The sequence below is a fragment of the Acinetobacter sp. NBRC 100985 genome (assembly GCF_000241225.1).
Classification (GTDB): domain Bacteria; phylum Pseudomonadota; class Gammaproteobacteria; order Pseudomonadales; family Moraxellaceae; genus Acinetobacter; species Acinetobacter venetianus.
In genome coordinates, this window is record NZ_BAEB01000021.1 from 58,699 (window position 1) to 81,504 (window position 22,806).

17 protein-coding genes are annotated in these 22,806 nt (G+C 38.2%); 9 read left to right on the forward strand and 8 right to left on the reverse strand.

Translation table 11 applies throughout. From position 1 onward, the window contains the following. Window positions 1–44: 44 nt before the first annotated feature. The 8 genes from ACT4_RS06835 to ACT4_RS06870 all read left to right on the forward strand — a co-directional run bounded on the left by ACT4_RS06835 (window position 45) and on the right by ACT4_RS06870 (window position 10,478). Complete coding sequence (locus ACT4_RS06835) at window positions 45–665, forward strand: restriction endonuclease subunit S (RefSeq protein ID WP_007480926.1); 621 nt, start codon at window positions 45–47, stop codon at window positions 663–665. Then, window positions 665–2,188: a type I restriction-modification system subunit M gene (locus tag ACT4_RS06840; protein ID WP_007480927.1), complete on the forward strand. Its 1,524-nt coding sequence runs from the start codon at window positions 665–667 to the stop codon at window positions 2,186–2,188. Before ACT4_RS06835 ends, ACT4_RS06840 begins: the two co-directional genes overlap by 1 nt. Beyond that, on the forward strand, window positions 2,178–3,329 hold the full coding sequence (locus tag ACT4_RS06845) for a restriction endonuclease subunit S (RefSeq protein WP_007480929.1): 1,152 nt from the start codon (window positions 2,178–2,180) through the stop codon (window positions 3,327–3,329). Before ACT4_RS06840 ends, ACT4_RS06845 begins: the two co-directional genes overlap by 11 nt. Then, window positions 3,329–4,270 carry an endonuclease NucS domain-containing protein gene (locus ACT4_RS06850; RefSeq protein ID WP_007480930.1) on the forward strand — a complete coding sequence of 314 codons (942 nt, stop codon included), beginning with the start codon at window positions 3,329–3,331 and terminating at the stop codon, window positions 4,268–4,270. The genes ACT4_RS06845 and ACT4_RS06850 overlap by 1 nt, the downstream gene beginning before the upstream one ends. A gap of 37 nt (window positions 4,271–4,307) precedes the next feature. Next, window positions 4,308–5,822: a hypothetical protein gene (locus ACT4_RS06855; protein ID WP_007480932.1), complete on the forward strand. Its 1,515-nt coding sequence runs from the start codon at window positions 4,308–4,310 to the stop codon at window positions 5,820–5,822. An 11-nt stretch (window positions 5,823–5,833) separates the two neighbouring features. Continuing rightward, on the forward strand, window positions 5,834–9,115 hold the full coding sequence (locus ACT4_RS06860) for a type I restriction endonuclease subunit R (protein ID WP_007480933.1): 3,282 nt from the start codon (window positions 5,834–5,836) through the stop codon (window positions 9,113–9,115). Then, a complete protein-coding gene (locus ACT4_RS06865) occupies window positions 9,105–9,851 on the forward strand; it encodes a M48 family metallopeptidase (protein ID WP_007480935.1) in 747 nt (248 codons plus the stop codon). The genes ACT4_RS06860 and ACT4_RS06865 overlap by 11 nt, the downstream gene beginning before the upstream one ends. Before the next feature lie 162 nt (window positions 9,852–10,013). Continuing rightward, window positions 10,014–10,478 carry a hypothetical protein gene (locus ACT4_RS06870; RefSeq protein ID WP_007480936.1) on the forward strand — a complete coding sequence of 155 codons (465 nt, stop codon included), beginning with the start codon at window positions 10,014–10,016 and terminating at the stop codon, window positions 10,476–10,478. Window positions 10,479–10,534: 56 nt separating this feature from the next. On the opposite strand, the gene ACT4_RS06875 is transcribed toward ACT4_RS06870, so the two are convergent. The 5 genes from ACT4_RS06875 to ACT4_RS06895 all read right to left on the reverse strand — a co-directional run bounded on the left by ACT4_RS06875 (window position 10,535) and on the right by ACT4_RS06895 (window position 16,560). Beyond that, window positions 10,535–12,502 (reverse strand): TniQ family protein, encoded by a 1,968-nt coding sequence (locus ACT4_RS06875; protein WP_007480938.1) that lies wholly within the window; start codon window positions 12,500–12,502, stop codon window positions 10,535–10,537. Next, entirely contained in the window at window positions 12,499–13,452 is a 954-nt protein-coding gene (locus ACT4_RS06880) for a TniB family NTP-binding protein (protein ID WP_007480940.1), read from the reverse strand. Before ACT4_RS06880 ends, ACT4_RS06875 begins: the two co-directional genes overlap by 4 nt. Continuing rightward, window positions 13,442–15,319 carry a Mu transposase C-terminal domain-containing protein gene (locus ACT4_RS06885; protein WP_007480941.1) on the reverse strand — a complete coding sequence of 626 codons (1,878 nt, stop codon included), beginning with the start codon at window positions 15,317–15,319 and terminating at the stop codon, window positions 13,442–13,444. Before ACT4_RS06885 ends, ACT4_RS06880 begins: the two co-directional genes overlap by 11 nt. Window position 15,320: 1 nt before the next feature. Next, window positions 15,321–16,028, reverse strand: coding sequence for a hypothetical protein (locus ACT4_RS06890; protein WP_034604731.1), 708 nt, complete (start codon window positions 16,026–16,028; stop codon window positions 15,321–15,323). 253 nt (window positions 16,029–16,281) lie between these two features. Continuing rightward, window positions 16,282–16,560 carry a hypothetical protein gene (locus ACT4_RS06895; protein WP_007480945.1) on the reverse strand — a complete coding sequence of 93 codons (279 nt, stop codon included), beginning with the start codon at window positions 16,558–16,560 and terminating at the stop codon, window positions 16,282–16,284. 146 nt (window positions 16,561–16,706) lie between these two features. Between ACT4_RS06895 and ACT4_RS06900 the strand changes: the two genes are divergently transcribed. Continuing rightward, window positions 16,707–17,675 carry a hypothetical protein gene (locus tag ACT4_RS06900; protein WP_007480947.1) on the forward strand — a complete coding sequence of 323 codons (969 nt, stop codon included), beginning with the start codon at window positions 16,707–16,709 and terminating at the stop codon, window positions 17,673–17,675. Window positions 17,676–17,840: 165 nt separating this feature from the next. On the opposite strand, the gene ACT4_RS06905 is transcribed toward ACT4_RS06900, so the two are convergent. The 3 genes from ACT4_RS06905 to ACT4_RS06910 form a co-directional block, all read right to left on the reverse strand. Further along, complete coding sequence (locus tag ACT4_RS06905; protein WP_004881351.1) at window positions 17,841–19,124, reverse strand: ribonucleotide-diphosphate reductase subunit beta; 1,284 nt, start codon at window positions 19,122–19,124, stop codon at window positions 17,841–17,843. A 135-nt stretch (window positions 19,125–19,259) separates the two neighbouring features. After that, window positions 19,260–19,394 (reverse strand): preprotein translocase subunit YajC, encoded by a 135-nt coding sequence (locus ACT4_RS16900; protein ID WP_167317666.1) that lies wholly within the window; start codon window positions 19,392–19,394, stop codon window positions 19,260–19,262. Window positions 19,395–19,509: 115 nt separating this feature from the next. Next, on the reverse strand, window positions 19,510–22,344 hold the full coding sequence (locus tag ACT4_RS06910; protein ID WP_004881344.1) for a ribonucleoside-diphosphate reductase subunit alpha: 2,835 nt from the start codon (window positions 22,342–22,344) through the stop codon (window positions 19,510–19,512). Window positions 22,345–22,806: the final 462 nt, after the last annotated feature.

Sequence of the window (22,806 nt, forward strand, 5' to 3'; positions counted from 1 at the left end):
TCGCCTGAGCCAAGGATGGCTCAATCGCTTTAAGAGTAATATTTATGTCTAATTTAAAGAACGTAGTAAAACTGAGCGATCTTGCAGAGATTCGCACAGGTTTTACATTCCGTGAAAAGATTGAAGAAGTTGATTCAGGCAATGCGCATGTATTGCAGATCAAAGATATTCGCAACATTTCAACGGATACATGTGGCTATACGCTTTTTGCTGATGCTTTACCGCAAATTGATTGGCAGGGTAAGGATAACGCAATCGTATCGCCTGACTCTGTATTATTGCCCTGTCGTGGAGAGTATCTCAAAGCACATTATTTTGTAGGTCATCAAGATCAATCAAAAGCACGACCACTCATTGTGAGCAGTCAATTTTTGATTTTGATGCCAAATCAAAATGTATTACCTGAATACTTATGTTGGTACTTGAATCAACCTCATGTGCAATACGAGTTACGCAAAGAAAGTCAGGGTTCTAAGATGCCGATGCTAAGCGTATCCACAGTCAGCCAGTTTGAGGTTGAAGTCCCTAGCTTGGACATTCAGCAACGCATAATCGAATTAAACCGTATTTGGGAGCAAGAGCAGATCTTGACCCAACAACTACTTAAAAATCGTGAACAAATGATGATGGGCATGTTCCAACAACTGCTCAAAGGAAATAAATAATGGTTACTCAAATTAATCAAGATACAGTCAATAAAGCTTTGTGGTCGGCATGTGATGTATTCCGTGGCACGGTGAGTGCAGATACCTATAAAGACTATATTTTGACAATGTTGTTCTTAAAGTACATCTCTGATGTATGGCAAGACCACTACGACAATTATAAAAATGAATATGGTGATGAGCCTGAGCTGATTGAAGAAATGATGAAAAACGAGCGTTTTGTACTGCCTCGTGAATCTAATTTCTATACCTTGCATGAGCGTCGCTTTGAGCCCGGCAATGGCGAGCGTATTGATATGGCTTTGCATGCACTTGAAGAAGCCAATGGTACAAAGCTGAAAGATGTAGGCAAAAGCGTTTTCCAAGATATCTCGTTTAATACGGATAAATTGGGTGAAGAAAAGCAAAAAAACACCATTTTAAAAGACCTTCTTGAAGTTTTTGCTGTTCCTGAATTGGATCTAAAGCCAAGCCGTGTAGGTTCACTTGATGTGATTGGCAACGGGTATGAGTTTTTGATTAAAAACTTTGCTGCAAGTGGTGGTCAAAAGGCGGGTGAATTCTATACACCACCTGAAGTATCGGACTTAATTGCTGAATTACTTGATCCACAAAAAGGTGACAGTATTTGTGACCCTGCTTGTGGTTCTGGCTCACTGTTAATGAAGTGTGGTCGTAAAGTTGTATCAAATCACAACAGCAAAAAATATGCGCTTTATGGGCAAGAAGCGATTGGTTCAACGTGGTCATTAGCCAAAATGAACATGTTCTTGCATGGCGAAGACAACCACAAAATTGAGTGGGGCGATACCATTCGTAATCCAAAATTATTGGATAAAAATGGCGACTTGATGTTGTTTGATATTGTGACAGCAAACCCGCCATTCTCATTAGATAAATGGGGTTATGAGCAAGCTGAGAATGATAAGTTTGATCGTTTCCGTCGTGGTTTACCACCAAAGACCAAAGGTGATTATGCCTTTATCTCGCACATGATTGAAACGCTAAAACCTGTTACGGGTCGTATGGGCGTTGTGGTTCCACATGGCGTGTTATTCCGTGGCTCATCTGAAGGTAAGATTCGTGAGAAGTTGATTAACGAGAACTTATTAGATGCGGTGATTGGTTTACCTGAAAAGCTGTTCTACGGTACGGGGATTCCTGCTGCCATTTTAATTTTCAAAAAGCAAAAGTATGATAATTCAGTTTTGTTTATTGATGCAAGCCGTGAGTTTAAGTCAGGTAAAAATCAAAACAACTTAACTGAAGACAATATTACCAAGATTATTGCAACCTATCGTGCTCGTGAAAGCGCAGATAAGTATGCGTATTTGGCGACTTTGCAGGAAATTAAAGACAACGATTACAACCTCAACATTCCTCGTTATGTAGATACCTTTGAAGAAGAGGCAGAGATTGATTTGGTTGCTGTAAGTGCTGAGCGTGAGCAGTTAAAGACTCAACTTGCTGAGCTTGAAGTTCAAATGGCCAAGTATTTAGAGGAGTTGGGTTATGGTGCCTAATGGTTGGGAGAAATTACCTCTTAAAAATGTTGCTGAATTGCAGCGTGGTTTTGATCTGCCAAGTAGCCAGCGACTAGATGGTGAAGTTCCTATAGTTTCTTCTGGAGGGGTTACAGGATTTCATTCAAAGTCTAAAGCAAAATCACCGGGGGTCGTAACTGGACGATATGGATCTATAGGAGATGTTTTTTATATTGAACAGGATTATTGGCCATTAAATACAGCTCTATGGGTAAAAAATTTCCACGGAAATTATGAGAAGTTTATTTATTATCTTTTAAGCAACTTTGACTTCAAGAAATTCAGTGATAAGACAGGTGTTCCAGGAGTAAATCGGAATGACTTACATACTGTTAAAGTCAATGTTCCACCCTTACCTGAGCAAAAGAAAATTGCTCAAATCCTTTCAACTTGGGATCAAGCGATTTCAGCTACTGAAAAACTGATTGAAAATAGCCAACAGCAGAAAAAAGCATTAATGCAACAATTGTTGACGGGTAAGAAGCGGCTATTGGATGAGAGTGGAGCACAATTTGATGGAGAGTGGAAGCTTGTTAAAGTTTCTAATCTGCTAAAAGTTCGTAAAGAAAGACAAGTTCCAACAGCAGAGGTTCCTTTATTTTCTCTGACAATTGAAGATGGTATTACACCAAAGTCGGATCGATATAATCGTGAATTTTTGGTTAAGAATACTGAAGAGAAAAAATATAAAGTTGTGAGACCGAAAGATATTGTTTACAACCCTGCAAATTTAAGGTGGGGGGCAATTAATTTTAGTCGTTTAAACCATTCTGTAGTTGTTTCTCCTATTTATGAAGTTTTATATGTCTCAGAAAAAGACAAAGTATCTCTTGAGTTTATAGCACAAAAGTTAATGACTAACGATCAAATTAATCGTTTTGCTGCAATGGTTGAAGGAACTCTGGTTGAAAGAATGGCGGTTAAAATTGAACCATTTTTAGCAACAAAGCTGAGTATCCCACCATCTTTAAAAGAGCAACAAGCTATTGCTATTGTTCTTTCTAAAGCTGATCAACAAATTGAATTGCTGCAGAAAAAACTTGATTGCTTAAAGCAAGAGAAAAAAGCACTTATGCAACAACTTTTGACAGGTAAAAAACGTGTCAAGGTGACTGCCTAATGATGCAAATCAATCCTAGCTACTACCGCATTATGGCGGGTGCGAAGTCTGTATTTGCTCAAGAGTTTCTAGAGGGCGGCTTTATTGCCGCCAACTGGAACATTGACCAAGACTTAACCCATGACTTACCTGATGATTGGCGTGAGTTTAATCATCGTTTTATTCCTGTTTATTTAACAGCCTTGCCTGAAAAAAGTAAGATTTCAGCAGGCTTAGCATGTGGCATGCTACATACCATCTGCAAAGGGATTAAACAGGGAGATATCATTCTAACGCCTCGTGGAGACGGTAACTACTTAGTAGGTAAAGTGATTTCAGATTACTATTATGTACCTTCTGGGGAATTAAGCCATCGAAGAAAAATTGAATGGTTTGAGCAAACCTTGCCTAGAGAATTGATGTCTCAAGAGCTAAAAAACTCGTCGGGATCAGTCGGTACTGTGAGTAATATCACTAAATATGCCGAAGAACTAAAAACTCTTATACAAGGCAAAGAGCCCGTTGAAGGTTTAGAGCCTGATGAAGTTGTAGAAGACCCAGCGGCTTTTGCTTTGGAAAAGCATCTTGAGCATTTTCTAGTTGAAAACTGGTCTAAGACTGAGTTGGGTGCGACTTATGACATCTATACTGAAGATGGTCAGTTAGTTGGTCAGCAGTATCCATCGGATACAGGTCCAATCGATATTTTAGCAATTAGTAAGGATAAAAAGACCTTGCTTGTTGTTGAGCTTAAACGTGGTCGTGCAAGTGATCGTGTTGTTGGGCAGATTCAACGCTATATGGGTTATGTGAAAGATGAATTGGCTGAGGCTGATCAGCAGGTCAAAGGTGTGATCATTGCTTTGGAAGATGACTTAAGAATGCGTCGTGCTTTAAGTGTGACTCAGAATATTGAGTTTTATCGTTATCAGTTGAGTTTTAAGCTGATTAAAAACTCATAGGGAACAAATTAATTTTAATTATAAATGGGGTAATAAAATGAAAGTAGGATTGTTTTTTGGTGCGGGTGCAGAGATTGGCTATGGACTTCCTAGTGGTGGAAAGTTTGCAATCGATTTATTTAGACAAGATCCCACACCTTATAAAAAGAAATTCAGAGAAAAGTTGGCTAACGTTGATATTTATAGTTCATATGTTGGTACATGGTTGCCAAAAGACTATGATAAAAAAAGTATTTTTGCTTTTGGTAAAAATGAATTTACTAGCATTATAGAGTCATCAATCCAATATAAAAGAACCGAAATTATTAAAAAATTGAATGATTTTGATAATGAGTTTACGCGGGCTTGTAAACAATTAGGCATCGAGGAAAGTTTTCTCAAAGAAAAATTCTCTAATGATATGGGTAAGGATATTGGGGAAGTGTTATATGAACATGCTATTAAAATCAATGCAAAGTTGACTACAGATGTAAAGCTATTTGGGGCTGAATACTACTCAGCTGCCCTAGAAATTATTCGTTTGAAACCTAATTGTGCTGACCTTAGAAGATATATTATTGCTTTTTTGCAGTTATTAGTAGGGGCTTATGGTCAAGATGTTGTTCAAAAATTGAATGAAGAATTATTTGAGTCAGCACCTGATGATCTTCCAATTTTTGATGATATTTTTGGTATGTTTCGTTTGGAGTTTGATCGAGTTGGCTCAACAGCTTTAGATTTATTATTAAACGAAAAAAGAATATTCAACACTACTGAAGAAGCTACCTTAATTGATTTATTCTCGGCAGTAACTCAACAAATTTTAGAGAATATATTTTGTAGTGTTTTGGATTATCAAAAGCTAATTGATGACCATTTTAGATACTTATTTTCACCATCAACTGAGTGGGCGAAATTTACCCGAATGGCTATCTTTATGGAAATTGCTCATGATTACATTGTTGAGCAAAAGCCGACGGATTTACCTGATGATGGTTACTATCATGATGTAAAAAAATTACTGGGTTCTGGTATGGAAGTAGGAGTGATTGGAACATCTAATTACAACAACCTATTTAAGGAAATATCAGATGATTTGCATATGCCATCTATTGATGTTTTTCATTTAAATGGTAGTACGAAGGATTTTTATAATCCCTATAAAAACGAAGTGATTCAGATTGATGATAAGGACTCACATGAGAGTAAGCAAATTTTAGTTCCATTTATGTTAACCCAAAGTGGATTAAAGCCTTTAACTTCGGTAGAAATGTCGAGACGTTATGTAGAGTTATTTGATGCTTATAAAGATACGGATGCTATTATTGCGATAGGTTTTGGGTTTAATAAGGATGATAGTCATATTAATGGATTATTTAGAGAACTTATTGAAAAAAGTGATAAAAAGCTTTTTGTTATTACAGTGGATGCGAATGAAACAGATAAAGAAGTCAGGAAAAAGCTTCGTTTAGATACTCATTTGGCTAATGTAAAAGTGATTTTGGTAGATCCAAAGACTAGAGCAGCAAATGAGGTCATGTGGTTTGAAGAAGTTTCTAAACAAATAGGATAAGTTGAATTTATATGAACTCTTATTTACCTAAGTTTCAAGAAGAATACAGTGCAAAACTTCCAGCTTTAGCCTTATTGACTAACTTAGGGTGGTCATTTTTACCTCCATCACAGGCACTCGCTGCTCGTGATGGTAAACAAGACCAAGTGGTATTACGCCAAATTTTACGTCAAGAGCTCTCTAAACGTACTTTTCAATTCGCGGGCAAAGAATATCCACTATCGCCAAAATCAGTGGATAACTTAATTGCTGAAATTTGTAGCCCTGCTTTGAATGAAGGGTTACTGACCGCCAACGAAAAAATGTATGACCATTTGTTCTACGGCATTCCTGTAACTGAATTTGTAAACGGGAAAAAAGTTAGCCCAACGATCCCACTGATTGATTGGCATAACATTCATAACAACGACTTTTCATATACTGAAGAATTTGCTGTCACACGCTCAGGTGGTGTAGATACACGAAGACCCGATATCATTTGCTTTGTAAATGGTATTCCTTTAGGGGTAATTGAAGCAAAACGCCCTGATAGTCAGGCTAAGAAAGGTCCAACGATTAATGAAGGTATTTCCCAGACACTTCGTAATCAACGTCCTGATGAAATTCCACATCTGTTTGCATATAGCCAACTATTGCTCTCTATAAATGGACATGAAGGGCGTTACGGCACATGTAATACCCCTGCTAAGTTTTGGGCAGCGTGGCGAGAAGAAGATATTTCTGATGCAGAGATGTATGCGCTTAAAAATAAGAAATTAAGTGCTTCACAAAAACAGAGCCTATTTTCTTATCGTCCAGTCGATGACTTAAATTGGTATGAAAACCTAATTGCAGGTGGAGACTTAGCTGTTACAGGTCAAGATCAACTGCTGATTAGTCTGTTAAAGCCTGAACGACTACTCGAAATGGTTCGCCTCTATACGCTTTTCGATAAGAAAGCAGGAAAAATTGTTGCTCGATATCAGCAAATTTTTGGTATTAAACGACTCATTGAGCGTATTAGTACTAAGAATACCAAAGGTGGCCGTGAAGGTGGTGTGATTTGGCATACAACGGGTTCGGGTAAATCTTTTACCATGGTCTTTCTCAGTAAAGCCTTGATCTTACATGAAGATTTAAAACAATGCCGTATCTTGGTTGTCACTGACCGTGTCGATTTAGAAGATCAACTAAGTAAAACCTTTGTATCAGGTGGTGAACTGGCAGGAAAAAAAGACAAGCAAAATGCCATGGCGACTTCAGGCAAACGCTTGGCTGAACAAATTGGTAAGGGTACAGAGCGAATCATGTTCTCTTTGATTCAGAAATTTAACTCTGCAACAAAACTTCCTGAATGTGTTAACACAAGTTCTGAGTTCATTGTCTTGATTGATGAAGGGCATCGAAGCCAAGGTGGTGAAAACCATGTCCGTATGAAACTCGCACTGCCAAATGCGGCATTCGTGGCATTTACAGGTACGCCATTACTTAAAAATGAAAAGACTGTAAATAAGTTTGGTCCTATTGTGCATGCGTATACGATGCAAAGAGCGGTGGAAGATAAAACTGTAACACCTTTGCTGTATGAGGAACGTATCCCTGATTTAGACGTAAACGAGCGAGCAATTGATACATGGTTTGAGCGTATTACAGAAGGGCTAACAGATCAGCAAAAAGCAGATTTAAAGCGTAAATTTGCGAGAAAAGGTCAACTTTATACTGCGGATGATCGTATTCGGTTAATTGCTTTAGATATTGCGAACCATTTTGTTAAAAATATTGATGATGGTTTAAAGGGGCAACTTGCTTGTGATAGCAAAGCTTCAGCGATTAAGTATAAGAAGTATTTGGATGAAGCTGGCTTGTTTGAGTCAGCAGTTGTCATGAGTCCTCCAGATAGTCGTGAAGGGAATACTGATGTTGATGAATCGACAACACCTGAAGTGACCCAATGGTGGAAAGACAATGTTGGGAATCAAGATGAACAAGTCTATACAAAACACGTGATTGAACGATTTGAAAAAGATGATTCACTCAAGTTGTTGATTGTAGTGGATAAGCTTTTAACAGGATTTGATGAACCCAAAAATACCGTTCTTTACATCGATAAAAACTTGAAAGAACACAATCTGATTCAAGCGATTGCGCGTGTGAATCGACTTCACCCTAAGAAAAAATTCGGCTTGTTGATTGATTATCGGGGTATTTTAAAAGAATTGGACACGACAATTCTCAAATATCAAGACTTGGCTGCTCGCACCCAAGGTGGTTACGACATCAATGATATTGCTGGCTTATATACTCAAATGAGTACTGAATATAAGCGTTTGCCTCGTTTATACAAAGTACTTTGGGTAATTTTTGAGAATGTAAAAAATAAAAATGATATCGAACAGTTACGCCAAGTTTTAGTACCTCGTATTGAGGAAAGAAATGGTGAATTAGTCGATGTACATTTGAAAGTACGTGATGATTTTTATGAAGCTTTAACTGAATTTGCGAGCTGTTTGAAAGTTGCATTACAGTCAGCTACATTTTTTGAAGATAAAAGTTTTACCGACGCTGATCGTCAACATTACAAAGAAACCGTCAAGTTGTTTTCAAGTCTACGTCAGTTGGCTAAGCACGATGCTGGTGAAACAGTAGATTATGATGAATATACTGATCAAGTTAAAAAGCTTCTTGATAAACATGTGGTGGGTGTTGAGGTAAAAGAGCCTAATGGTGTCTATGAAGTAGGCAAGATGGGTAAAGTTGTACAGCCTGAAGATTGGAGTGAAGAGAAAACACGTAATGAAACGGATATCATTAAAACGCGTGTTACCAAGATGATTGAACAAGAGCTACGAGATGATCCTTATGCTCAAGAAGCTTTTTCTAAACTTTTACGTCAAGCAATTGAAGATGCTGAAAAGGAGTTCGATCATCCTTTGAAACAATACATGCTTTTTAGAGAGTTTGAAGAGCAAGTTGAGTCTCGACGTTTAGCTGAAATTCCTGATGTATTTAATGCTAATAAACACGCACAAGCTTATTATGGTGTGTTTAAGAAAATATTGCCTGAAGCCTTTTCAATCACTGATCAACAGAATCAAGATAAGTGGATTCAGCTTGCGTTTGACGTTGATTATTCTGTAATAAATTCAGTTGCAGAAAATTCTATTAATCCACAAAACATTGAAGCTGATATTCGTAAAAAGTTACTACCAATGATGTTTAAAGAGTGTAAAGCAATTGGTAGTGGGATGGATCATGCGAAGAAAATTGTAGAAATGATTGTGCAAATTACGCGGGTAGGACTGAATGGTGGGTAAAGATGCTATCGGAACTCAATCATTTAGCTTCGTTTATGGGGATGAAACAATCCCCTATGAAAGGGTACCGCGTTCTGGAGAAGTGAATAAAATTTTAATAAAAGTACATCCAGATTGTAGAGTGGTCGTCCATGCTCCTGAAGTCGCGTCTGATTATGATGTGTTAAAAGCGATACAGAAACGTAGTCGATGGGTTTATCAACAACTACGTGCCTTTCGTCAACAGAAAGAGTTTATTACTCCACGTCGATATATCAGTGGTGAAAGCCATTATTACCTGGGTAAACAGTATTTATTAAAAGTTATAGAAAATAATGACGTTCCGAGTGTAAAACTATTGCGTGGCAAATTTGAAGTTTATGTAAGCCGAAAGGATGCTGGGCATATTAAAGATGTGCTAGATAATTGGTATAAGGCAAAGGCGAAGAGTGTATTTTTAAAACGTTTAGAGCACGTCTTGGATAGAGCCCTATGGGTTACTGAAAAACCAAATTTTCGTGTTATTAAGATGCAGACACAGTGGGGAAGCTGTTCACCTCAAGGAATACTTGTTTTAAATCCTTATCTGGTTAAAGCACCTACTCAATGTATTGATTATGTGATTTTGCACGAACTTTGTCATTTAGCTGAACATAACCATAGTGAGAGGTTTTATCAGCTTATGAGCCAAGTGATGCCAGATTGGGAATCAAGAAAGGAACTGTTAGATAATATGGCTGCTAGGCTATTTAGCTAATATATAAAGAAAAATTAAAGAAGAAAGTTGAGCAAAGATGAGCTGTGAAAAATCTACCATCTAGAATTATATGTAAAGATAGAGTTAACGGCTATGATTATTAATCAACCAAAATATTTGAAGTTATTTTAGACTTTACGTATATAAATTATGTGGTGATAAATGAATCTTTTCTTAGATTGTGAATTTAACGGCTGGCACGATCAAGGTACTGGTGAACTAATTTCATTAGGCTTGGTATCCGTTGATGGTAAATATGAGTTTTATGAGGCAGTTGGATGCAAAAATCCAACTCCCTTTGTTTTACAACATGTCATGCCAATTTTAGGGCAAACTACCATTCCCATGTGGGAGTTAGTTGATAAGCTGTATAGTTTTTTATGGGAAGTAAATAATCAGGAGGAAGGTCTCATCACGATTGTGGCTGATTATCCTTCAGATATAGAGTTGTTTAACCGTATTCTGCTATTGGGACAGGGGCAATGTATCAACGTGCCAGTACTAGGCTTTTTGCTCGATTTATCACTTAGTACAAAAAATTCCAAGATTCCTCATAATGCGTTAGCGGATGCCAGAGCTTTGAGCCAAGATTATGCATTAAAATATCTTCAGGAAGTTTTAAAATAAGTGTGCATTGGCATACATATTCAATTCACACTTAATGCGTAATTCAACAGAGCTTTCTATAAAATTCTGTGCTTTATTCGTTGAACATCTGATCTCTTAAAAAGACGTATTGGAGTTCCTGTTCCAAGATAAATAGGTTGGATCAGTCCCTGAGTGTGTAAATTGGTAATATGTGAGTGAGGCATACCTAGTAATTTACTGGCTTCAGCTCCCGTCATATAGGTTTCTTTCAACTTAAGCACTTCATCGACATCTTTTTGCTGAACGAGTTTCCAATACACCAGATTTTCTACCGTCAAAAAACCAGATTTGCACCAATATTCGCCTAACCAATTCACTGAGCAATTGAGTAGCTTTGCTGCTTGCTTAGTGGATATTGAGTTTTCACTCAGCAATTTATGCTTTAGTCGAAGGACGGATACTTTGGGAATTTTAATGGACAAAGGATAATTGGTATCTTTAACGAGAATTCCTTTTTTAATCAAAACAGAAACTTTATTGGGACTAATGTTTAAGTGTTCTGCTGCTTCGTTTAATGAGAAAAAATCTTGCTTTGTTTTTAGTGGAGTAAAGCTTTTTTTAGGCCTACCTGTACGAGTAGGATACTGTATTATTTTTTCAAGATCAGATTTTCTTAGGTGATTAACAGAGCTCATAAGATATATATTTACTGGGGAAGCATCGATATGTGGGCCTCGAATAGGAACAATCCCTATGCTTGCTAGTTTTTCAACAAGATTTGTTGGATTAATGTCTAGTTTCTTTGCAATTGTTGAAGCTAGAATATATTCACTCTTAAAACTTTCGAGTTTTGTAAAAGAATATCCTTCTGCTGCTTTAGCATCATTAGATAATCTGTCCAAATCAAACCATCCCGTATTTGCTAGTTTACGTGCAGTTTCATAATTTATGTCGAGAATATTTGAAATTTCCTTTAAATCTAATTGCTTGGGATGAAGATGGATTTCCTTGGTACGTGGTTTCCGTAATAAATTTTTATGTCTGTTTAATATTAAAAATTTTTCAATCGATTGGCTAGGAATAACATCATAGTAATGATTAATATCACCTAGTTTTAGAAAATCTTGCTCAATCCAATCTTCGAGTGTGTTATGAGTAACTCCTAAAACAAGTTGTAACTCACGTTTTTTTACCCCAACGATATGACTTTTATCACTTGGGGTATATGTATGGCATTTTGCCTCAACTAAAGCTGCATAATTTTTAAAAAATCTAGAATGTTTCAAAAATGGGAGCAATTGGATTCTTGGATGAGCTAGGTTAATTCTTTGATTAATCAAAGTACTTAAGCTAATGATGGATTGATTATGATTATTAAAATATTCGTATATCAGTTCTAATGTAGTTTCATTATCTATAACGTTATCAAGCTCAAAAAAACCTCGTATTGCTAGCCAAAAGGCAGTGAAATATTGAAAAAAATCGTTCGAATCTTGGTTCAAAGTTTCTACAAACCATCTGATTGCTCGTATTGAACTACATTCAATCTTAGGTGCATCTTGCAATAGCGCATGGCAATGACGGCATTTTGTCACTCCTGAGCTAAGCGATATTGAGGATCCACATTGATAACATTTATCGACAAGGAAAATAGAGTGTATTGGACATGCATATAAGGGTTGTAAAAGCCAAATTTTTTTAAAAAATGGCTGTTCTTCTAAGCATTGTGGGCAATAGGAACAAGGATAGTATTTTAATAAATCTTCATGTAGTTCTATATTGCTCCATTTTCTCGCTGATCGGCTCGTGGGGCCAGCTTTTGCAAAGGCAAGACTTTGATGATTTGGGTCAATATTAAGTAGTTGTAAGACATATTTAAAACGCGGAAGATCTGCTAATCTACAATTCGGTGCGCTTTTTGCCAGGAAATGGCGCTGCTCTTTATTAATTAATCTCTCGATAGATGAATGCCTATTAAGCTCAGCAACTCTAGCTAAGAAGCTCACTGCCGATTCGCCATCATAAGGAATGGGATGAATAAGAAGGTTACTAACTGATGTCATGAGTACTCCTTTTTTAGAGTACTAGCTAGGTTTGATAAAGACATTTCAAAAGGATTGGTTATTTGTTTACTGATAAATGACGTAATCCCTAAGTTCCAAGCCTGGCTAAAGTCATTAATAGTTATGGTATTTCTATTTTCAGCCAAGGCAATTGCCATGCTTTCACGTATCATGCTCATGACATAAGCATGATAGCCTTTCGTTGCTGTATATATTTGTACTCTCAATTGAAAGTTATCAAAATCTGGCGAAAACGAAATTTGAATTTCTGATGCCCTATGACTGACTTCTTTGAGAAAAGGGTAAAGTGTTCCTGGCGAGGTTTGAGTACCTAAAGTCAAAGGATTTAATTGATAATGAAAAGGAAATCGCCTCGCGATTTGACTATCAACTTGAATGAGTTCGGCAAATTCAGGTAAACCAACGAGACAAAAGCTTATACCTGTTTCATTGACTAAGGTCTTAAGCCAATTGCCCACTGTAATGTTTAAACGGGTAGATGTTGCTTTACGTTCAAATAAATGATGAAACTCATCAAGAAAAACAAGCTTGGTTTCACACTGCTGTAGTAAATAACCTAACCGATCTGTTAGGTAGGAGGTTGTGCCTGTGTGATGAGATGGATCCCCTAACTTATGTAACATTGTTATTGCTAAAGACTTCACGGTAGCGGGTGAAGGAACTTCAACATAGAATGCTGGAATAATCGTTTTTTTACGATCTTTTTCTACTTTGATGGATCGTGGCATTTGACTCACAATCGTATTACATAGGGTTGTTTTCCCAAGACCACCTTTTGCCAGAAGCATACTTCCAATAGGTTCTTTGTACGCGATACTGCGCTCCGCACATTGTTGGATTCCATTAAACGCCTGCATGAATTCATCAGAAGTGATTACGATTTCGTTAAGCTGACTTACGTGTTCATAGATAGATTGATTACTTATCATGTCTTTTCACCTTAAGTGAACCAAAACTTAAAGCTGGTTGTGGAGCATTCTGTTGCTGGGGGATAGCTGTGAGTTCTTCATTACTTGGATGAGAAGTTAACTCAGACTCCAGTCGTGTAAGCTGCTTAGGTAGCTCAATTTTGAGTTGCTTCAGTTTTGGTTTTTTACGGACAAGATCATTTTGTATATCTTTCATAAGCAGATACAAATTATAAAGATCCGCGTGTTTACCCAGTCTTTGTTTATCGGATTCAGACATTTGTTTTTTACGCTTCTGAACTTCCAGATGAACACTGCGAGATAGGTTATACGTGTATTCAGGTTGGGTAGAGTCTGCTTGAATAACCAGATCCTTTTTATCTGGGTGTATGATATAAACTTTGCTCAGGTCTAAATCATCAACAAGTACAGTGACTTTTTTGATGCCGTCAGCTTTCAATGTGGTGAGTGCATGTGAAAAGTAGCTAAGTCCATCAATAACCACTTGCCCATGATTGATATTTCGGTCAACAGGTCTTCTACAAATAATATCGGCATCGGTTTCTGTTAATGAGGAGGGCTTAATCTGTTCAATAGCATCATTCCAAGCAACAATAGGTGCTCGTCCAGTAGTCCCATGTATTGTTTGCTGATAGACGGTGTTTATCCAAGAATCGACGTATTCTTTAACCTTGTCTAAAGTAAGGCTTGCTTTGCTGGATGAGTCATATTCTCCTCGTGCCGTAGGATTGGAGAAAGTTGTACCAAGAAGCTTTTGCAGAATACCTTCTGTCAATGTGCCAAAAAAACGCTCAATATGAGGTTTGTTATTTGGTGTCCCGATTTGCGATGGTGTGATAGTAATTCTGAGTTGTTCACATACGCGTGCTAGTGAGTTATTTTTAAATTCGACTCCATTATCTGGAATGATAGTAGGCGGAATTCCACCTGGTAAATCTCGATTAGGGCGTGTAATCATGTCTTTGATTAATGCTAAAGTTGTCAATGCACTAGGCGGAAACATACTGATGTAAGTCCCGACAATTGCACGTGAATATGTATCAATGGCACAAGCGAGGAACGGTCGTCCGAGTGCTCGCCCAGTTTCAGGATCAATGACAATGATGTCTAAATAATGGGTGTCTATTTCTACGGTATATAGAGCAAATGGGCTTGGAGTACTTATGCCAGCAGCTTGAAAATATTTACGAGCGACTCTACTCCCTTTCTTAACACGCATTTCAATATATGGGTCTAATCTTGCAATGGCACGTTGTATGGATCTACGGCTGGGTAAATATTCAAGAGAAATATTTTGTTCTATAAACTTACCTAATACGAATGCCCTCACATCTTTGCTTGTTCGATGTTCTGGTTGTAGATATATTTCTAAAATTCCTTGATTGATGATTTGATAGACTTCAGGTGGATATCTTAGTGTTTTGTTGCCTTTACCTTGTTCACTTAGGCTGAGAGCGCTATTACTACTCAATCGATATTGCAATATCCAGCGTGCAACAGTTCTTGCTGATGGTGGAGAGGAATCTTTAATCTCTGCTGCAATCTCTTGAATGAGTTCTCGTAGTGGTTCAATAGAAGTGGGGGCTGCCAGTTTTGCTAGGGCAGTGAGTACATAGCGTTCCTTGCGACGAATGGTTGAACAACTATCTGGATTGATGAATAGTTTTTCTGGAGCGAAGACACATTGAATCTCTCCATTTTTATATCGAGTTTCAAATGTACTGGAGGGAATAGAACATGGTTTTCCTCCTGCAATTGCTGCATAGCGGATTACACCATAATTAGATGAGGTGATTTCAAATACATGTTCATGATCAGCAATAGTAAATCGAAGTCCTGGTTGGGGGATGAGTAATGGTTTTTCCATTTTAAACCTCCTCACCTGAATAATAATTTTTGTGGCTAATCAAAGTGATTACTTCATGAAAAAGTAAGTAGTCACCTAATCGGGGATCGAGATCTGCTTGTTGTAGGGCTTGATATATTTGCTCGGAATATTTGAATTTATGTGGCTTCAATGCTTCTGTTGCGAGTTCAATTTCGTATTTTGTCCAAGAGCATGTATGACCTCGTTGATACCAATGTTGTAATTGTTGTAGATCCTTATTCGATGGCAAGCTTTTCTGGTCAATCAGTCGAAATGTAATGTCTAAAGGATGTAGTAAGTTTGCTAACCTAAGAAATCTGTCTAGATCATTTACGGATAGACTGGAGATATTAGGTTTAATTTCATGAACTTCATATTGGTTATCGATTGTTTTGACTAAGAAATCTGGGTAGCAGAATTCTTTTTCCCCAAGAGCGATTTTGAGAGCTTGAGATCTAAAACATTTAACCTGTGGGTTTTGCTCAAGACAAATAGCATGTGCCAATTCAAGACGACTTTCAGTAGGAATGGAGCCTCCAGATTTTGCGCTGGGGAAAAGTGCAGTTCTTCGGCCATAACAGCCTTGATAGATTTTCCTTTGACCATGGATTGTAGAGGCAAGATTCGGCTTTGCTTTAAAAGCATTATTAATTTGATCAAGAATAGATTGATGAGGATTGTGTTTATCATCAAAAGAAAAAGCGTACATGTTGTATTTCCAGTATGTATAGCCATTCATCCCATTTTTAGGGATGAGTTAATTCTTGCGTAAAAAATACGCAAAACTTGACTGTTGGCTCTATACGGAAGATACTAGGATTCTCACATCTCTGTACTTTCACGTATAGAACCAACGGATCCGAAAGGATCCGTTTTTATTTGGGCAGAATTTTATGTCATGGCTTACTTCTCCTTATGTCGTTGGCTTTTAATCTGACTAATCAGTAGTTCTAATAATTTTTTTATTTTTTAAGCTCTTGTTGCGTTATAGCAGCATTACGCTGTTTGACTAACCACTCCGCTACATCTTTGACTAGTGCATATTTTCCGCGACGGTTTTCAACAGAGAAGACTGGGATAGGTACAGTTTTTCTTGTAAGTGCTTTTCTGAAGGCATCAGTGGATCGATAGCCTAGAGCCACTCTTAATGCTTCATCTGCAATCATTGGACCATGGCGTTCAAAAAGCTCATGTTCAATGGTTTCTACACTAACTGGGGTAATGTGTTGCATTCCTGTCATGCCATGTCCTGTCTAGTCTAAATAACATCATATATTTTGTTCATTAGAGAGTCCATGAGTTACGAAATAGTAAAACTTTAATCTTATTTTTTTATTCATATATCTGATTTTTAATGATAATGTTTTTATTTTCGGATTTTTCGTAGATGATGACGAAAATCAAAAAAATGCCTGGTCGACCAAGAAGAGATCATATAGATGACATAAGGGTGTCACTGTGGTATGAGTATCTGAAGCTTAATTTGTCGGCTACTAAGTCTTGTCAACTCGAAAGAATTATTGAACCAGAGGCTTTTGGCCAAAGTGTTTATGGTGTTCCTTATCACCACAATAAATGGGTGGTTTATCGGTCAGGCATACATACACCAAAGCCAAATTTAGTTGCTGCTGCTGAGTTTCATGTTCCTGGTAGCTCTACTATTATTAATAGTGTTTTATGGGAGGCCATAAGAGGAAAGAAAAAGTTAGATTGGATGCTTAAAGAGGGTATTAGGCAATTATCATGGGATGTTGAGAATGTTCTATATAAAACAAATAAACCTAAGAACTCTCGTGAGTTAGTATCAACTTTAACCAGAAAAAATATTTCTCGATTGATACGCTTAGCAAACTTAGATTCTTTGGCAGCACAAATAATTTTTCTTCGAATCGCCGATAATAGAAATGAAAGGACTCTAGCACTAGAAATAGGGCAATCGATTTATCAAACGCTTTTAATTATGTGCACATATCTTCCATTCTGTTCATCTAGTTTTTGTGCTGAGTTGATAAAATTGATGCAAGTGTATGTCTTTCCACTTGCACATGATGGGAGAAAGAGGATTCATATTCAGTGTGAAAATCAATTCTTTCATGAGGTGAGACAACTGTGTAATTTTCGGCTTGCCATGGAAGACCGAGGTAGAGTGGGGATGAATGAAAAAGATGGGGTTCACGCAACCGCTGATTGGTTGAGTGGTAAGTTAGGATTTCATTTACAATTTGCCTTTTCCGCTCCGATCTTTTCTAAAGATGGACGAATAATTAGTGAGCAACGATTAAAACAATGGGGACAAGAGCAACTGTTAACAGGACATTCTGAAAAATTCCCACCTTTTGACCTTTTCTCTGATTAAAGGTCGTTATTAGGTTTTGAATCATATAATTTATTATTGATAGTAAAAAGGCTGCGAATTGCAGCCTTTTTATTTGGTTGTTTATGACAACTTATGTGTCGTTCTTTGCCAACTTATGTGTCGCAAATGACAACATATGTGTCGCGTGAGGGCACATAATTCAACTTACCAGCTTAACGCACCACCAGTTTGGTAGTCAGTTACACGCGTTTCAAAGAAATTCTTCTCTTTACGCAAGTCCATCATCTCAGACATCCATGCAAATGGGTTTGTTACACCAGCAAATTGCTCTGGTAAACCAAGCTGAGACAAACGACGGTTACAGATGAACTTCAAGTATTCTTCCATCATGCTTGCATTCATACCCAATACACCACGTGGCATCGTGTCACGAGCATATTCGATCTCAAGCATTGTACCTTCAAGAATCATTTGAATCACTTCTTGTTGGAAAGTCGCTGTCCACAAGTGAGGGTTTTCGATCTTGATCTGGTTGATCATGTCGATACCAAAGTTCAAGTGCATTGATTCATCACGTAAGATGTATTGGAATTGCTCAGCAACACCATTCATTTTGTTACGGCGACCCATACTCAAGATTTGAGTAAAACCACAGTAGAAGAAGATCCCTTCAAGTACACAATAGAACGCGATCAAGTTACGAAGTAAAATTTGATCGTTCTCAGGCGTGCCTGTATGGAAAGTTGGATCACTCAAAGACTGTGTATATTTCAAGCCCCAAGCTGCTTTACGCGCAACAGACGGAACTTCACGATACATGTTGAAGACTTCGCCTTCGTCCATACCCAAAGATTCGATACAGTATTGGTAAGCATGTGTGTGAATCGCTTCTTCAAATGCTTGACGCAAGATGTACTGACGACATTCAGGATTCGTAATATGGCGGTAAATAGCCAATACCAAGTTGTTTGCAACTAACGAGTCCGCAGTCGAGAAGAAACCTAAAGAACGCATGATGATCGTACGCTCATCTTCAGTTAAGCCATTTTCAGACTTCCAAAGCGCGATATCGTGGTTCATGTTGACTTCTTGTGGCATCCAGTGGTTTGCACATCCGTCTAGGTATTTCTGCCAAGCCCACTCGTATTTAAATGGAACAAGTTGGTTCAAGTCCGCACGACAGTTGATCATTGCTTTATCATCAACTTGAACACGCTGTGCGCCCATTTCGAGTTCTTCTAAACCAGGTGCAACATCTAAATGTTCTAAGGCTTCAGATGCTCGAGCCAACGAATTGGTTGGATTTGTTGATCGCACGGAATCGGTTCCAGCGGGTTGTGCAGCTGCCACACGCGGCGATGATGGCTCTGCATCAGATACCACCTGCGTATTAACCGTTTTTTGCGAGTCGAGGGACGTAGACTTGTGTTCAGGTGTAGTCGGTTTTTGCGAATCATCTTCAAAATCGTCCCAACTTAGGATAGACATTTTTCGTTCTCTCTTCGTTGTGTATAGCCGTTAGACATCACTAAACAACGATGTCTTAAAATATACGCTTATTTTGTGTAAGCAAAATTAAGTTTTATTGATATTTATTTCAAAGGCGAATTCACGCCAACATCCCTAAGACTTATTTTGCTTACGCTGTTGTTTACGAATGGCTAAAAATGCATAGACCATCGGTACATAAAAGAAAATAAAAGCAAAGATTAAAACCGCAAGTCCCAACATATAGTTATGGCTGATATGCAACATAATCTTTGCCTCTACTTCAATATTTTAACGCTCTCAAATTTCCTTTAAACAAAGCGGATTTTTATTTCCGCATTTGTTTCGAGAAATTCCCCTCCGTTGAGGAGGGGGTAAGCGAGTCTTACTGACAAGCCTCACAATCTGGATTGTCGATTGAACATGCCATTGGCACTGGAGCTGCTGTAGTAAAACCATCTTCTTCAGCTTGAACCTCTGGTTTTTTATCTTCAACTGCTTGAGCTGCAACCACAGGCGCTTCAACAGATGCTGGTTTAACAGCATTTAATGCACCCGTATTGATGGTTGATTTCTCAGCAGATGTCGCACCCAAAGCTCGGAGGTAGTAAGTCGTTTTAAGACCACGTAACCATGCCATCTTATACGTGATGTCAAGTTTCTTACCATTTGCACCAGCGATGTAAAGGTTAAGAGACTGTGCTTGGTCGATCCACTTTTGACGACGTGAAGCAGCATCTACGATCCAACGTGTATCCACTTCAAATGCAGTTGCAAAGATTGCTTTTAATTCTTCAGGAATACGCGCGATCTTTTGCACTGAGCCTTCGAAGTGTTTTAGGTCATTTACCATCACTGTGTCCCAAAGACCACGTTCTTTTAATGCACGAACAAGGTAAGGGTTGATCACAGTGAACTCACCAGAAAGGTTCGATTTCACATATAAGTTTTGGAATGTTGGCTCAATAGATTGAGACACACCACAAATGTTTGAAATAGTTGCAGTCGGTGCAATCGCCATTACATTTGAGTTACGCATACCATCTTTTTGAACTTTAGAACGTAAGCTGTCCCAGTCCAAACGTTGTGTACGGTCAACTTCAAACATGCGCTCTGGACGAGATTTTGCAACAAGCTCTAAAGAGTCGATTGGAAGAATCCCTTGATCCCACAATGAACCTTTGAATGTCGAATAGGAACCACGTTCGATCGCAAGGTTGCTTGAAGTTTCGATTGCGTAATAGCTAATCACTTCCATCGATTCGTCAGCGAAATCAACAGCTGCATCTGAACCATAAGCGATGCCCATTTCATAAAGTGCATCTTGGAAGCCCATGATACCCATACCCACTGGGCGGTGTTTCATGTTTGAGTTTTTCGCTTGTGGTACAGCATAGTAGTTAATGTCGATGACGTTATCGAGCATACGTACTGCTGTTTTAATCGTGCGAGCTAATTTCTCACGATCTAACACACCACCTTGAACGTGTTGTACAAGGTTGATCGAACCTAAGTTACATACCGCGATTTCATCTTGGTTTGTATTTAAAGTGATTTCTGTACACAAGTTTGATGAGTGAACTACACCAACGTGTTGTTGTGGTGAACGCAAGTTACATACGTCTTTGAATGTGATCCATGGATGACCAGTTTCAAACAACATTGAAAGCATTTTGCGCCATAAATCTTTTGCACGTACTTTCTTGTGTAGCATGTTTTGTTCTTTTGCTACCGCTTCATAGTGTGCATAGCGCTCAGCAAACTCAGCACCAGTTAGATCGTGTAGATCAGGTACTTCTGAAGGCGTGAATAATGTCCACTCAGCATCTTCAAACACACGTTGCATGAATAAGTCTGGAACCCAGTTTGCAGTATTCATATCGTGTGTACGACGACGGTCATCACCCGTGTTTTTACGTAGCTCTAGGAATTCTTCAACGTCTAAGTGCCAAGTTTCTAAGTATGCACAGACTGCACCTTTACGCTTACCACCTTGGTTTACCGCAACAGCAGTATCATTGGCAACTTTAAGGAATGGCACAACACCTTGAGACTTGCCGTTTGTGCCTTTGATATAAGAGTTCAACGCACGAACAGGTGTCCAGTCATTTCCTAAACCGCCTGCCCATTTTGATAACATTGCGTTATCACGCATTGCACCGTAAATGTCATACAGGTCATCACCAATAGTTGTTAAGTAACAGCTTGATAATTGTGGGCGTAATGTACCTGAGTTAAACAGGGTAGGCGTAGAAGCCATATAGTCGAAGCTAGACAATAAGTCATAGAATTCGATTGCACGGTCTTCTTTATTTTCTTCATTGAGCGCAAGGCCCATTGAGACACGCATAAAGAATAATTGTGGTAACTCAAAACGCACGCCATTTGAATGGATGAAGTAACGGTCAAATAAAGTTTGTAGACCTAAATAGGTAAACTGGTTTGAGCGTTCTGGTTTGATCGCAGCAGCTAATTTAGCAAGGTCGAAATTCAGCAAATCTTCTGAAAGTAAATCAAGCTCGATACCTTTCTTTAAGAAAGTTTCTAAAGCATTGCCTTCAAGTGTATCTGAAGGTAGACCCAAGAATTCAAGACCTGTGCTCACCAATTCATTTGATAATAAACGTGCAGTCACATAAGTATAGTTTGGCTCTTGTTCGATACGCGTACGGGTCGCCATCATCATGGTCGTCGCGATATCGCTTTCTTTTACGCCGTTATATAAGTTTTTAACGGTCTCATCAACGATCGCTTGAACATCTATCCCTTCCAAACCTTCACTTGCAGTCTGGATGGTTGCAGTCAACGCATCAAGATCTAATGGCTGGAGCTGGCCATTGCTGTCAGTGATTTGTAATGTTGGATGGTGGTTTGCGCCTGCTTGCTGACGAGCAGAGGCACGTTGTTCACGATAAATGACGTATGCACGAGCAACTTTTTGTTCGCCAGTACGCATCAGCGCTAACTCAACTTGATCTTGAATTTCTTCAATATGAATCGTACCGCCAGAAGGTAAACGGCGGTTGAAGGTATTCATAACCATCTCTGTGAGTTGAGAGATACGGTCATGGATACGACTAGAGTCAGTACCTTGTTGACCTTCAACGGCTAAAAATGCTTTCCCAATCGCAACAGAAATTTTCTCGGCATTAAATGTCGCAATCTCACCGGTGCGCTTAATGACCTGAAGTTGGCCAGGAGTAGAAGTGATGATGCTCATGTCAGCATAGCTCCATTATCATCTATTTTTATGTTCATGGACCGTTTGAATCGAGCAAAAAGTATGCCACGATGTTTGAGGGATAAACACAATACTTAGTGGTTAAAGTTTATTTTCAACACAAGATACGGGATTTTTGGCAGCAGATCAATCCTTGACATTTTGGTAAAGTTTTTTTCATGTCTTAACTGCTGAATTCACAGGCACATAGCATATCAAAGCAGTTAAAAAAGGCTTATAGATAACTCTGTGGATAACTCAAAAAACAAACACTTAAATTATTTTTGGATAGATAAGAAACAAATTGTTTAATACTGGTACAAAATCTATACTCAATATTCATCCTATTTAAAAGTAGCTGTAAAAATAGAAAAATATATTAAAATTCATAATTTTAATAAAAATATAACAAAACTATGTAGGCGTGTATCAGTTTGGTGAACGCCTACTTGTTTACAATGT

Excerpts from the sequence above, each read along its gene's own strand:
- ACT4_RS06835 (WP_007480926.1), top strand. The coding sequence starts at position 45 with ATGTCTAATTTAAAGAACGTAGTAAAACTGAGCGATCTTGCAGAGATT.
- ACT4_RS06885 (WP_007480941.1), bottom strand. The coding sequence starts at position 15,319 with ATGGAAAAACCATTACTCATCCCCCAACCAGGACTTCGATTTACTATT.
- ACT4_RS06855 (WP_007480932.1), top strand. The coding sequence starts at position 4,308 with ATGAAAGTAGGATTGTTTTTTGGTGCGGGTGCAGAGATTGGCTATGGA.
- ACT4_RS06890 (WP_034604731.1), bottom strand. The coding sequence starts at position 16,028 with ATGTACGCTTTTTCTTTTGATGATAAACACAATCCTCATCAATCTATT.
- ACT4_RS06880 (WP_007480940.1), bottom strand. The coding sequence starts at position 13,452 with ATGATAAGTAATCAATCTATCTATGAACACGTAAGTCAGCTTAACGAA.
- ACT4_RS06900 (WP_007480947.1), top strand. The coding sequence starts at position 16,707 with ATGATGACGAAAATCAAAAAAATGCCTGGTCGACCAAGAAGAGATCAT.
- ACT4_RS06865 (WP_007480935.1), top strand. The coding sequence starts at position 9,105 with ATGGTGGGTAAAGATGCTATCGGAACTCAATCATTTAGCTTCGTTTAT.
- ACT4_RS06895 (WP_007480945.1), bottom strand. The coding sequence starts at position 16,560 with ATGACAGGAATGCAACACATTACCCCAGTTAGTGTAGAAACCATTGAA.
- ACT4_RS06905 (WP_004881351.1), bottom strand. The coding sequence starts at position 19,124 with ATGTCTATCCTAAGTTGGGACGATTTTGAAGATGATTCGCAAAAACCG.
- ACT4_RS06845 (WP_007480929.1), top strand. The coding sequence starts at position 2,178 with ATGGTGCCTAATGGTTGGGAGAAATTACCTCTTAAAAATGTTGCTGAA.
- ACT4_RS06910 (WP_004881344.1), bottom strand. The coding sequence starts at position 22,344 with ATGAGCATCATCACTTCTACTCCTGGCCAACTTCAGGTCATTAAGCGC.
- ACT4_RS06875 (WP_007480938.1), bottom strand. The coding sequence starts at position 12,502 with ATGACATCAGTTAGTAACCTTCTTATTCATCCCATTCCTTATGATGGC.
- ACT4_RS06840 (WP_007480927.1), top strand. The coding sequence starts at position 665 with ATGGTTACTCAAATTAATCAAGATACAGTCAATAAAGCTTTGTGGTCG.
- ACT4_RS06850 (WP_007480930.1), top strand. The coding sequence starts at position 3,329 with ATGATGCAAATCAATCCTAGCTACTACCGCATTATGGCGGGTGCGAAG.
- ACT4_RS06870 (WP_007480936.1), top strand. The coding sequence starts at position 10,014 with ATGAATCTTTTCTTAGATTGTGAATTTAACGGCTGGCACGATCAAGGT.
- ACT4_RS06860 (WP_007480933.1), top strand. The coding sequence starts at position 5,834 with ATGAACTCTTATTTACCTAAGTTTCAAGAAGAATACAGTGCAAAACTT.